The sequence below is a fragment of the Pseudomonas sp. GW821-FHT07G06 genome (assembly GCF_058986625.1).
Map to the genome: position 1 here is coordinate 66,243 of NZ_JBYSVW010000018.1, position 11,561 is coordinate 77,803.

Here is an 11,561-nt window from a genome sequence, read left to right on the forward strand (position 1 = left end):
TACGGACGTGCCTGATGAAGGTGCAAACGCCCCGACGAAGTGCATGTTTTTTTGCGTTTTTGCCGCAAAAAGTCACCGGGCGGTCACATGAATGTGCGACGTGATTGAGCGCTCGCGCACCAATAAGGTGCGTGCGCTCAGTCCCGGATTTGGCTGAACCGCTGCCTTACTGCCGGTCGCGATGCCTTGTTATAGTTCGGGCCTCGTTTTCTGCCCGCAAAAGGATCAATGGAATGTCTCAGTACAGCGCGTTCAACGTCGAACTGGTCGATAAAATCGCCCATGTGCAGATCAACCGGCCGGAGAAGATCAACTCGATGAACGCTGCGTTCTGGAGCGAGATCGTCGAGATCTTCCAGTGGATCGACGACACCGATGAAGTGCGCGTGGTGGTCCTCAGCGGTGCAGGCAAGCATTTCTCCTCGGGTATCGACCTGATGATGCTGGCCGGTGTGGCCAATGAGCTGGGCAAGGACGTCGGCCGCAATGCGCGCCTGTTGCGGCGCAAGATCCTTACCCTGCAAGCGTCGTTCAATGCCGTCGACAACTGCCGCAAACCGGTGCTTGCGGCGATTCAGGGCTACTGCCTGGGTGGCGCCATCGACCTGATTGCTGCGTGCGATATGCGTTATGCCGCCGAGGACGCACAGTTCTCGATCAAGGAAATCGACATCGGCATGGCCGCCGACGTGGGCACGCTGCAACGCTTGCCGCGGATCATCGGTGACGGCATGCTGCGCGAACTGGCTTACACTGGACGCACCTTTGGCGCCGACGAAGCGCGGAGCATGGGCCTGGTCAATCGCGTCTACAGCGACAACGACAGTCTGCTCGACGGCGTCATGGGCATTGCCTACGCAATCGCCGGCAAGTCGCCGATCGCCGTCACCGGCACCAAGGAGATGATCAGCTACATGCGTGACCATCGCATCGATGACGGCCTCGAATACATCGCCACCTGGAACGCCGCCATGCTGCAATCCACCGATCTGCGCGTGGCCATGGCCGCCCATATGAGCAAACAGAAACCCGAATTTCTGGATTGATTAACCATGATTCCTCGCTGGACCACCGCAGTACTGGACACCGACCAACCCGGCGGCTGGGCCGTCGCGCGCAGCCCCGAAGGCTTTCTGTTCGATGACAATGGCGCCCTGTTTCCACGGGAATGGTTGAAGCGTCAGGACCTGTCGATTCTCGCCGAACACGGTATCGGTCATCTCGATGGCGAGCCGGTCTATCTGCTGGAGCTGCGCAGTCACAGCGAGGTGCCGGGCTGCAACTGGAAGGGCTTGCGGGCGTTCATGCTCGAAGGCGATCACACGGTCTACAAGGTGCTCGGTTACGCCGCACAGATCGGCACCTGGGCCCGTGAGCACCGCTTTTGCGGTAACTGCGGTCAGGCCATGAACCAGGTACCGCGCGAACGGGCGATGTATTGCCAGCCATGTGATCTGCGCAGCTACCCACGGATTTCGCCGAGCATGATCGTACTGGTCACCCGAGGCGATGAAGTGCTGTTGGCACGCTCACCGCGTTTTGTCAGCGGTGTCTACAGCACATTGGCGGGGTTCGCCGAGCCGGGCGAATCGGCCGAGGACTGCCTGATTCGCGAGGTTCGTGAAGAGGTGAGCATCGAGGTCAGGAACATCCAGTACATGGGCAGCCAGTGCTGGCCGTTCCCGCACTCGATGATGCTCGGCTTTCATGCCGAATACGCCAGTGGCGAGATCGTCTGCCAGGAAGATGAAATCGAGGACGCCCAGTGGTTCAACGTACACGCGCTGCCGCCGTTGCCGGCGTCGCGCTCGATTGCCCGTTACCTGATCGATGTCTACGTGGCGCGGCGCTTAGGCCACGCTGAACCAGTGCTGCCAGGCTAGGCGCACGGTCAGGCCCAGTACCACGGTGATGAACACCGGACGAATGAATTTCGCGCCGCCGCTGATGGCGGTGCGGGCGCCGAAGAAGGCGCCGACCATCAACGACGAGCCCATGCACAGGCCGATGACCCAGTCCACCTGACCGGAAAAGATGAAGATCGACAGCGCCGCCGCGTTACTGACGAAGTTCATGCTGCGCGCCACGCCGCTGGCCTTCACCAGGTCGATGGGGTAGAGCAGCAGGCTGCTCACGGTCCAGAACGCACCCGTGCCGGGACCGGCGACGCCGTCATAGAAACCGAGGCTGAAGCCCTGGGTCGACTGCCACGTTTTTTTGATCGGTGCGTCGCTGTCCAGCGGCGCTTTCGGCGTGCCGCCAATCAATAGATAGACACCGCAGGCGAAGACGATCACCGGCAGCATTTTGTTCAGCCATTCCGCCGGCAGGTAATGCGCGACCACCGCACCGGTCAACGCTCCGACCAGGGTACCGACGATGGCGTGCACCCATTGCGCGGGGTGGAACAGCTTGCGTCGGTAGAAGGTGAAACTGGCAATCGCCGAGCCGAAGGTCGAACTGAGCTTGTTGGTGCCCAGCACCAGGTGCGGCGGCAGGCCGGCGGTCAACAGGGCCGGGGTGGTCAACAGCCCACCGCCACCGGCGATGGCGTCGATGAAACCGGCAACAAAAGCGACAAGGGCCAGGATGGCCAGGGTGGAGAGGTCAACACTGAGTTCGAAAGGCATGAGATCGGCTTATTCGGCGGGTGCAGAAAGAGGCTGCGGGGAAGGGCAGCATCTTAACCACCTGCACAACACAAAACCATTGTGGGAGCGAGCTTGCTCGCGAAGAGGCCGTCAGATCCAGCATAAATGTTGGCTGACACACCGCTATCGCGAGCAAGCTCGCTCCCACAGGTGATTAGTGTGGATTTAAATTACAGGCCCAGATCCGACAGGCTCGGATGATCGTCAGGACGACGTCCCAGCGGCCAGTGGAACTTGCGCTCGCTTTCCTTGATCGGCATGTCGTTGATGCAAGCGAAGCGACGGGCCATCAGGCCGTCCTCGTTGAACTCCCAGTTTTCGTTGCCGTAGGAGCGGAACCAGTTGCCCGAGTCGTCGTGCCATTCATAGGCATAACGCACGGCAATGCGGTTGTCGGTAAAGGCCCAGAGTTCCTTGATCAGTCGATAATCCAGCTCCTTGGCCCATTTGCGGGTCAGGAAGCCTTTGGCTTCTTCGCGGTTATAGGCGAACTCGGCGCGGTTTCGCCACCGGGTGTCCAGGGTGTAGGCCAGGGACACGCGCTCCGCATCACGGGAGTTCCAGCCATCCTCAGCCAGGCGAACTTTTTCAATGGCCGATTCACGGGTGAAAGGGGGCAATGGCGGACGAACTTCGGCATTAGACATTTCAAGTCTCCGTATCAAGTTAAAGTTAAAACAATTGTCGAGCTTGATCAGGTTGCTACAGGTCCAATAACTTCCGCGCCATGCATTGCGCATTATCGGCGGCACTGTGATCACCCGTTACAAGCGCCACGGTAATGGCACCATCGATCAGGATCAGCAGCTGTCTGGCCAGCCCCTGCGGATCCTCGGCACCATGTTCGGTACACAGCTCGCACACGTAGTCGAGCAGTTTCTGTTTATGTTCTTTGGCGACCAGTCGCACCGGGTCTTGCGGGTCGCCGGTTTCGCCACTGGTGTTGATGAAAGCGCAGCCACGGAAGCCTTCGGAGGCGAACCACGACTTGAGTACGGTAAACAAGTTGAGCAGCCGCCCGGCCGGGGTCTGGGCCTGGCCGACTTCGCTGCGGTACCAGTGCATCCAGCGCTGATCGCGGCGTTGCAGGGCGGCCACGACCAGTTCGTCCTTGTTGGCGAAGTAGCGGTAGATGCTTTTTCTCGAGACACCGGCGGTTTTCACCAGGAGATCCATGCCAGTGGCGGCAATGCCACTTTTGTAGATCAACTTTTCGGTGACATCCAGAATGATGTCGCGTGTGTCATTGCTATTGATTTCGTTCATGTGGCTAACAGTAGAACGATCGTTCTCCATGGTCAATCTATATTTTTGCGGTGCCTGAGAAATGGTTTTCGCGAGCAGGCTCGCTCCCACAGGGGAATGCATTTCAATGTGGGAGCGAGCCTGCTCGCGAAGGGGACATTACAGACGGTAACAAGACCCGAACCTTTGCATGGTGTAAGCTCTCAGGTTCTTCGGATTCGACCCATTGCGAGCCCTATGCCGTCGCTTTTCAAACGCTCCCTGCTGCCCAAGCTGCGCAGTTTTCCGCTGACGGCCGATGCCGTCGGCATCCTCTCCGGCGCTGCCGAATTCCGTCGTTGCCTGCTTGAGCAAATCGCCAGCGCGACCCGGCGCATTTACATCGTTGCGCTGTACCTGCAACAGGATGAAGCCGGCCAGGAAATTCTCGATGCCTTGCACGCGGCCAAACTGGCCCGTCCGGAACTGGACCTGGTGGTGGTCGTCGACTGGCTGCGCGCCCAGCGCGGCCTGATCGGTGCCGGCAAGCAACCGGGCAACTCGGCCTGGTACCAGGAGATGACCCGCACCCACGAAAGCGTTGTGCCGATCTATGGCGTCCCGGTACAAACCCGCGAACTGTTCGGTGTGTTGCACCTCAAAGGCTTCGTGATCGATGACTGCGTGATCTACAGCGGCGCGAGCCTGAACAACGTCTACCTGCACAAATTCGACAAGTACCGCTACGACCGCTATCACGTGCTGCACAATCGCGAACTGGCTGATTCGATGCAGCACCTGGTGCAGCACGGCCTGGTGGCCTCCAAAGCGGTGCACCGCCTCGACCTGCCGAACCTGCCGACCACCCGCAGCCTGCGCAATGACATCGGCGACCTGCGCAGCCGGCTCAAGCACGCGGCGTACGACACCACGCGAGGCTCTACCGACCGGACCGGTCTGTCCGTCAGCCCGTTGCTCGGCGTCGGCAAGAACAATCCGCTGAACCGGGTGATCTGCGAGCTGATCGCCAGCGCCCAGCAGCAACTGACCATTTGCACGCCGTACTTCAACCTGCCGCTGGCGATCATCCGCGAGATCAACCGCGCGCTGGCCCGTGGGGTGAAAATCGACATCGTGGTCGGCGACAAGACGGCCAATGACTTCTACATTCCGCCGAGCGAACCGTTCCGGGTCATTTCGGCGCTGCCGTACCTGTACGAAATCAGCTTGCGCCGGTTTGCCAAGCGTCATCAGCGCAATATCGACAGCGGTCAGTTGAACCTGCACCTGTGGCGTGATGGTGACAACACCTATCACCTCAAGGGCATGTGGATCGACCGGCGCTATACCTTGCTGACCGGCAACAACCTCAACCCGCGGGCGTTCCGGCTCGATCTGGAAAACGCCTTGTTGATCGATGATCCGCACGGTGAATGGCTGGAGCCGCGCCGTCAGGAACTGGCGGAGATCTTCCAGCACACCCGGCGAATCGAGCACTTCCAGAACCTGGAAACCCTCGCCGAATACCCGATGGGCGTGGCCAAGTTCCTCAAGCGCGTGAGTCGTGTGCGGATCGAGCGGCTGCTGTACCGGATTCTTTAAAGATTAAAATCAAAAGATCGCAGCCTGCGGCAGCTCCTACAGGGATTTTGTCCGTCCACGATATTGGCGGTGTACCCGGTCAATGTAGGAGCTGCCGCAGGCTGCGATCCTTTGATCTTGCTCGTTTGGCTTTTGATCTTCCTGCCCCCCCTCGAGAGGCTTCGTTTCGGTTCGGCATGGATGCCGGGTAAGCCGCCGCCGGCCATGGATGGCCGCGGGCTCTGTAGGAGCGAGCTTGCTCGCGAAAAACCAGAGGGCACCGCGGGGTGTCAGGCTCCCCGCATCATCGTTCACCTCCATCGCGAGCAAGCTCGCTCCTACAGGGGATCTGCGTTCAATGGGCGGTTTCAGCTAATATGCCCCCCACTCGAACAAGAACAGGGCTTGCCGCAATCCATGTCGGAAAAAGACACCATCTCCATCCAACTGGTGCGTGAAGCACTGTTGCAAAGCTGCGCGCCAGGCATCGACAAGGACGAGGTGTTGATCAAGGTTGGCATCGACCCGCAGCTGTTGGGCAATTCCGGCGGCCGGGTTCCAGCCACCGCTTATGCGCGCCTGTGGCGGCTGCTGGCACGGCGCGGGGACGATGAGTTTTTTGGCATGGACCCACGCAAACTCAAATCCGGCAGCTTCGCATTCCTGTGTCGCAGCGCCATGCTCCAACCCAACGTGGCGGCGGGGCTGGCTGGCGGCCTGGCGTTTCTGTCGTTGATCCTCGAACACCTGCCGGCGCAGTTGGTGCGTCAGCAAAGCCTGGCGGAAATCGTCCTGCTCGAAGACGATAAAGAGCCACGGCGGGCCTTCACCTATTTCACCTACTGGATGATCGTCCACGGCGTCGCCTGCTGGCTGGCAGGGCGGCGGATTCCGATTCTGGCCATTGAACTGCGCTGTTCGAAGCCGGATTTCTGCGATGACTATCAGGTGATGTTTTCCGAGAACCTGCGTTTCGACCGACCGCGTACGCGGATGATTTTCTCCGCCGATTGCCTGGATTTGCCGATCAAGCGCAGCCCCGAGGAACTCAAGCGATTCCTGGCCCACGCGCCGGCGAACATCCTGGTGAAATACCGTGATCCGCAGAGCCTGGCCAGTCGTATCAAGCACGATCTGCGTCACCTGCCGGCCGAGCAATGGCCGGAAACCGAGGCTCTGGCGCAACGCCTGTGCATGTCGGCATCGACCTTGCGCCGCCGGCTGGCCGAAGAAGGGCAAACCTATCAAGGACTCAAGGACAGCGTGCGCAAGGAGCTGGCGATCGTCTGGCTGGCCGAGCCGGCGATCAGCTTCAGTGAAATCGCCACGCGGCTCGGGTTTGCTGACGTCAGTTCGTTCTACAAGGCCTTTCGCAAGTGGTCGGGGTCAAATCCGGGGCATTACCGCAGCCTGATTCTCAATGACGTCGAGTAGATTCAGCGCCAGCCTGACCCTCTCTCGCTAGCGACTGCCAGTGGTCGACCCCGGCAGATTGAGGGTGCCGCTGTCGACGAAACGCATCGTGTTGAACAGCCCGCCCGAGAGCTTGCCGCGCAGGATATAAGGCATGTTGTTGAGGGTTTTCATCTGGCTGATGCCATAGGTCTGGCGGATGAACGAAAATGCCGAAACGCTGACCGGCACGCTCACGACCGTGTCGGAAAAACGCCCGATCTCGCCTCTCTCATCGGTGACGCCAGAGGCGAATGGCTGGCCGTTGATGTCCAGGTCCAGGGCGACGCCGCTGTAGGTGAGGTTGTAGTCATTGGGGTTCTGCACGCGGATTGTCACGGCAAAGCGTACTTCCATGCCCTCGCCTTGCAGGGGCTCGATACCCACGACGTTGATTTTCAGCGGGTCTCGATTGGGCAGCGAGGAGCAGGCGCCCAGGCAGAGCAGGAGGGAAATCAGGACCGCGTGAACGCTGCGCATGGACGTGCTCTCATCTGAAAAGGGCTGTGCCGCCACCGGCTCAGCCCCTGAGCCCGTCCGGCGGTTTTACGGTGCGACCACCGCAGCCTTTGCGGGTTCATCCCTGGTGGTCACATCGGGGTTCTGCATCACCTGAAGCACGGAGGCCTCCGGATCGAATTCGTCCTCTTCCAGCTCGATGAACTCCTCAGGCAGGAAGATATTAAGAACGATAGCGCACAGCGCGCCGACGGTGATGGGCGATTCGAAAATGTTGTGCAGGGCCTTGGGCAGTTCGCGCAAGACTTCCGGCACGGCGGCCACCCCCAGGCCCATGCCGATGGAAATCGCCACGATCAGCATGTTGCGCCGATGCAGGCCGGCCTCGGCGAGAATCTTGATCCCGGCCACGGCGACGGTGCCGAACATCACCAGCTCCGCGCCGCCCAGTACCGGTTTGGGCATCAATTGCAGTACCGCGCCGATCATCGGGAACAGGCCTAGCACCACCAGCAAACCGGCAATGAAAAACGCCACGTAGCGACTGGCCACGCCCGTGAGCTGGATCACCCCGTTGTTCTGGGCGAAGGTGACCATCGGCATGCTATTGAACACCGCCGCCATGGCCGAGTTGAGGCCATCGGCGAGCAGGCCGGACTTGATCCGGCGTATGTATACCGGGCCTTTGACCGGTTGCCGGGAAATCATCGAGTTGGCCGTGAGGTCACCGGCGGCCTCCAATGGCGAAACGAGGAAGATCACCGCCACCGGAATGAACGCCACCCAGTCAAAGGAAAAACCGTACTTGAAAGGCACCGGTACGCTCATCAGCGGGACGTCGGGCAGGCCATTGAAATCCACCTGGCCCATGAGCCAGGCCACCCCGTAACCGAGGGTCAGGCCGATGACAATCGCCCCCAGGCGCAGAAACGGCACGTCTACCCGGTTCAACACCACGATGGTTCCCAGCACCAGCGCCGCCAGGGCCAGGTGACTGGCAGCCCCCAGGTCCTGGGCGCCGAAACCGCCGGCGATGTCGGTCATGGCCACCTTGATCAGCGACAAACCCATCAGCGTGATGATCGTCCCGGTCACTACCGGGGTGATCAGCATGCGCAGTTTGCCGATGAACTGGCTCAACACCACTTCAATGAACGCGGCAAAAAAACACACGCCGAAGATGGTCGAGAGAATCTCGTCGGTGCCGCCGCCCCGGGCCTTGACCATGAAGCCGGCGCTGAGAATCACACTGATGAACGAGAAACTGGTGCCCTGCAGGCACAACAGGCCCGAGCCCACCGGGCCAAAGCGTCGCGCCTGGACGAAGGTACCCAGGCCCGAGACGAACAGCGCCATGCTGATCAGATAGGGAATTTCACTTTGCAGGCCCAGGGCGCTGCCCATGATCAGCGTCGGGGTGATGATGCCGACGAAACTCGCCAGCACGTGTTGCAGGGCGGCGAAGACGGTGGCGGTCAGGTGCGGACGGTCATCGAGGCCGTAGATCAGGTCATTGTTAGGTGGCGCGGGGGCTTTTTCGGAGGCGGTCATGGTGGTTTGCGTGCCAGAAGGCGGGCCGGGTCAGAAAATGGAGGCGCAGGATGCCAGAACCGCCCGGCCACGGCAAAAGATCCTCCAGAACAGTAATGCTGTTCACTTAAGGACGAACACTGTATCCGTGGCGAGGGAGCTTGTCGGATCGCCGCACCGTCCCGCTGGGGCGCGAAGCGGCCCTAAAAATGGGACTGCTGCGCAGTCCAGCGGGAGCAAGCTCCCTCGCCACAGCTTGGTTATTGTTCGCTCTATCTCTTAAGTGAACAGCATTGCACCAGATCAGGGGCTTACGGACGCGGGGCGAACACCTCGGCGACGCTGCGGCGTTTGGCGTGCAATTGGCTGGCCTGGATCAGCTGTTCGAGGTCCTCGGGCGTGACGTCATAGAAGGCTTCCATGTCCGCCAGCGCCAGTTTCAGGTCTTCGGCGGTGATGGCCTGACTGTCGACGGGCGGGTGATCGGCCGGGATCATGACGACCGGTTCGCTGCTGCCCTTGGGGTAACGAACGCGGGTCAGATTGTTGTAGGCAAGGGCGCACAGCAGCATCGTCGCTGCGCTGAGCATGACCGGCTCAATGGCTTTCCAGTCCATGGCAATGGTCACCGGGTCGGCCAGCACCAAGGTCAGGGCCAATGCCCCGGCCGGTGGATGCAGGCAGCGCAAGCAACACATCAGCAACACCGCCATGCCTGCCGCCAGACAGGCGCTCCCCAGGGTTCGGCCCAACACATGGGCCACCAGCAGCGCAATCACCCCGGCGCACAAGTAGCCACCCAGAATCGACCAGGGCTGTGCGAGCGCTCCCGAAGACACGGCAAACAACAGTACCGCCGAGGCCCCCAGCGGACCGATCAGGTGCTGGGCCACCTCAATGCCAAACACCTGGCTACAGAGCCAGACGCTGAGCAGCGTGCCCAGGGCCATGCCGATGGCGGCGCGGCTCCATTCGGTGGGGCGGGTGTTGATGGCAACGGGCAACCAGCGGGCAAGCATTCCGAGAAAACTCCGGCAGAAAAAATCGAGGTAAAAAAAGTTTTTCACGCAATCGCGGGAACTGTAGGAGCCAGCTTGCTGGCGATGGATTCAAGTGCGCCGCGTTTATCCAGTTCACACGCGTTATCGTTAACGACCATCGCTGGCAAGCTGGCTCCTACAAGGGACCGTGTGACAAGCCAGTGAAGAGCCTAAAAAAAGGGCTTAGCTGGGAAACCCAGAAAGCCCTTGAAGGTATTCCAACTGTTGGGGGAGGAACAGGCACAGTGTGCCGTTCAATCCAGCCACTGACAAATTCATATTAATGAGCTTTCAGTGCATTAATTTTGCTTTTAATTACCCCGTCGGCCACTCATGTAGCAGAGCAGGCCGCCCAGCGCTGCGAGTGCACTCAAGGCATAAAACATCGTCGGCGCCGGGGTGTGCATCAGCATGAAGCCGCAAATCACCGGGCTCACCGCGCCGCCAAGTGCCGCAAGGTTTTGCGCGCCGTAGTAACTGCCGCGCAGTTCTTCCGGAGCCAGGGTGTCGACAAAGAGAAACTCGGCCGGGTAAATGATGATTTCACCCAGTGTGAAGATGAACATTGCCACGCACCAGCTCACCAGGCTGTCCGCCAGGCTGAAACCGATCAGGCCGAGGATGAACAGGCCGGTGCCGGCCACAATCCACTGGCGCAATTGTTCACGTTTGAGAAAACGTCCGACCTGGTATTGCAACAGGATCACGCTGATGGCGTTGCAGGCGAGCAGGGCGGCCATGATTTCCATGGTGTGTTGGGGATTACTGGTCACCAGCAGGTATTGTGACAGGTAGAAGGTAAATCGCCCGTGCACCACGGTGCTGAGCAGGCAACCGGCGGTGAACATGATCAGGGTGCGGTCGTTTTTCAGGGTGATCAGGGTTTTCAGAAAACTCTGTGCCTGACCGGCAAGAGGCACCTTGGCCGGATCCGCGGGAATGCCGGTCATCAGGAAAATACTGAAAAAAGCGATGGCCGCCGCGATCAGGAATGGCGCACTGGCAAAGGCACCGGCAATCAGCACGCCAAGCATCGGCCCGACAGCGTAGCCAATGTTGGTCAGCGTATAGCTCAAGGAAAACGCCTTGGCCCGCTGGCCCACGGGCAGGTTGTCGCTGAGGATCGCTTTCGAACCGATCAGGAACAGCGCCGAGGCGGTTTCGGTGACGATCAGGGTGATCGTGGTCAGGTAGAGGTTTTCGGCAAAGGTCAGCAACACCAGGCCGACCGCGCTGGACGCCATCGACAGCACAAGCAAGCGGCGTTTTTCGAAGCGATCGATGATGTAGCCGCCGTAGAGGGAGAGCAGGGTGGCGACGAACACCGCAATGCCGAGCAGCAGACCAACGTCCTGTTGGTCGAGGCCAAGCTTGTCGCTGACGAACAGCGTGAGTAACGGGCTGGTGATGGCGCGGCTGACGACGATGGTCAGCGAGCAGATCAGCAGGCGGCGGATGAGGGGGGAGTAACGGGTCACGGTGTGAATGTCCTTATTCGATCGGGCCGGCATCAGTCCAATGGCCAGCGTTACTCTAGCAGTCGGACACCCGGTCGTTGCTACGGGATTTACTGGCGGTGCAGCAACACCCGGTCATTCCCGTCGAACCGCCCGCTACGCAGTAT

General features: G+C 60.2%; 11 protein-coding genes. 4 read left to right on the forward strand and 7 right to left on the reverse strand.

Annotated elements, in window-relative coordinates; genetic code table 11:
• Positions 1-233: 233 nt before the first annotated feature.
• A complete protein-coding gene (locus AC3WJW_RS24975) occupies positions 234-1,046 on the forward strand; it encodes a crotonase/enoyl-CoA hydratase family protein (protein WP_493727806.1) in 813 nt (270 codons plus the stop codon).
• Between the two features lie 6 nt (positions 1,047-1,052).
• Positions 1,053-1,883 carry an NAD(+) diphosphatase gene (gene nudC / locus AC3WJW_RS24980; protein ID WP_493727807.1) on the forward strand — a complete coding sequence of 277 codons (831 nt, stop codon included), beginning with the start codon at positions 1,053-1,055 and terminating at the stop codon, positions 1,881-1,883.
• On the opposite strand, the gene AC3WJW_RS24985 is transcribed toward nudC, so the two are convergent.
• From AC3WJW_RS24985 to AC3WJW_RS24995, 3 genes are all read right to left on the reverse strand, one after another.
• Entirely contained in the window at positions 1,851-2,630 is a 780-nt protein-coding gene (locus AC3WJW_RS24985) for a TSUP family transporter (RefSeq protein ID WP_493727808.1), read from the reverse strand. The two genes, nudC and AC3WJW_RS24985, sit on opposite strands and share 33 nt — an antisense overlap.
• A gap of 191 nt (positions 2,631-2,821) precedes the next feature.
• The gene (locus AC3WJW_RS24990; protein ID WP_493727809.1) at positions 2,822-3,298 is read right to left on the reverse strand and encodes a nuclear transport factor 2 family protein; all 477 of its coding nucleotides are present in this window, start codon (positions 3,296-3,298) and stop codon (positions 2,822-2,824) included.
• Between the two features lie 55 nt (positions 3,299-3,353).
• Complete coding sequence (locus AC3WJW_RS24995; RefSeq protein WP_493727810.1) at positions 3,354-3,917, reverse strand: TetR/AcrR family transcriptional regulator; 564 nt, start codon at positions 3,915-3,917, stop codon at positions 3,354-3,356.
• Between the two features lie 216 nt (positions 3,918-4,133).
• On the opposite strand from AC3WJW_RS24995, the gene pssA reads away from it, so the two are divergent.
• Positions 4,134-5,477 carry a CDP-diacylglycerol--serine O-phosphatidyltransferase gene (gene pssA, locus AC3WJW_RS25000; RefSeq protein ID WP_493727811.1) on the forward strand — a complete coding sequence of 448 codons (1,344 nt, stop codon included), beginning with the start codon at positions 4,134-4,136 and terminating at the stop codon, positions 5,475-5,477.
• Positions 5,478-5,873: 396 nt separating this feature from the next.
• Positions 5,874-6,890, forward strand: coding sequence for an AraC family transcriptional regulator (locus AC3WJW_RS25005; RefSeq protein ID WP_493727870.1), 1,017 nt, complete (start codon positions 5,874-5,876; stop codon positions 6,888-6,890).
• 27 nt (positions 6,891-6,917) lie between these two features.
• On the opposite strand, the gene AC3WJW_RS25010 is transcribed toward AC3WJW_RS25005, so the two are convergent.
• From AC3WJW_RS25010 to AC3WJW_RS25025, 4 genes are all read right to left on the reverse strand, one after another.
• The gene (locus AC3WJW_RS25010) at positions 6,918-7,388 is read right to left on the reverse strand and encodes an LEA/WHy family protein (protein ID WP_116579330.1); all 471 of its coding nucleotides are present in this window, start codon (positions 7,386-7,388) and stop codon (positions 6,918-6,920) included.
• A 66-nt stretch (positions 7,389-7,454) separates the two neighbouring features.
• Positions 7,455-8,918 carry a nucleobase:cation symporter-2 family protein gene (locus tag AC3WJW_RS25015; protein WP_493727812.1) on the reverse strand — a complete coding sequence of 488 codons (1,464 nt, stop codon included), beginning with the start codon at positions 8,916-8,918 and terminating at the stop codon, positions 7,455-7,457.
• 290 nt (positions 8,919-9,208) lie between these two features.
• Entirely contained in the window at positions 9,209-9,916 is a 708-nt protein-coding gene (locus AC3WJW_RS25020) for an HPP family protein (protein ID WP_493727813.1), read from the reverse strand.
• A 332-nt stretch (positions 9,917-10,248) separates the two neighbouring features.
• Positions 10,249-11,448, reverse strand: a complete 1,200-nt coding sequence (locus AC3WJW_RS25025; RefSeq protein ID WP_493727814.1) for an MFS transporter — start codon at positions 11,446-11,448, stop codon at positions 10,249-10,251.
• Between the last annotated feature and the right edge of the window lie 113 nt (positions 11,449-11,561).

Bases quoted from the DNA above. Each gene is read 5' to 3' on its own strand.
- AC3WJW_RS24975 (WP_493727806.1), top strand. From the start codon at position 234: ATGTCTCAGTACAGCGCGTTCAACGTCGAACTGGTCGATAAAATCGCC.
- nudC (WP_493727807.1), top strand. From the start codon at position 1,053: ATGATTCCTCGCTGGACCACCGCAGTACTGGACACCGACCAACCCGGC.
- AC3WJW_RS24985 (WP_493727808.1), bottom strand. From the start codon at position 2,630: ATGCCTTTCGAACTCAGTGTTGACCTCTCCACCCTGGCCATCCTGGCC.
- AC3WJW_RS24990 (WP_493727809.1), bottom strand. From the start codon at position 3,298: ATGTCTAATGCCGAAGTTCGTCCGCCATTGCCCCCTTTCACCCGTGAA.
- AC3WJW_RS24995 (WP_493727810.1), bottom strand. From the start codon at position 3,917: ATGAACGAAATCAATAGCAATGACACACGCGACATCATTCTGGATGTC.
- pssA (WP_493727811.1), top strand. From the start codon at position 4,134: ATGCCGTCGCTTTTCAAACGCTCCCTGCTGCCCAAGCTGCGCAGTTTT.
- AC3WJW_RS25005 (WP_493727870.1), top strand. From the start codon at position 5,874: ATGTCGGAAAAAGACACCATCTCCATCCAACTGGTGCGTGAAGCACTG.
- AC3WJW_RS25010 (WP_116579330.1), bottom strand. From the start codon at position 7,388: ATGCGCAGCGTTCACGCGGTCCTGATTTCCCTCCTGCTCTGCCTGGGC.
- AC3WJW_RS25015 (WP_493727812.1), bottom strand. From the start codon at position 8,918: ATGACCGCCTCCGAAAAAGCCCCCGCGCCACCTAACAATGACCTGATC.
- AC3WJW_RS25020 (WP_493727813.1), bottom strand. From the start codon at position 9,916: ATGCTTGCCCGCTGGTTGCCCGTTGCCATCAACACCCGCCCCACCGAA.
- AC3WJW_RS25025 (WP_493727814.1), bottom strand. From the start codon at position 11,448: ATGCCGGCCCGATCGAATAAGGACATTCACACCGTGACCCGTTACTCC.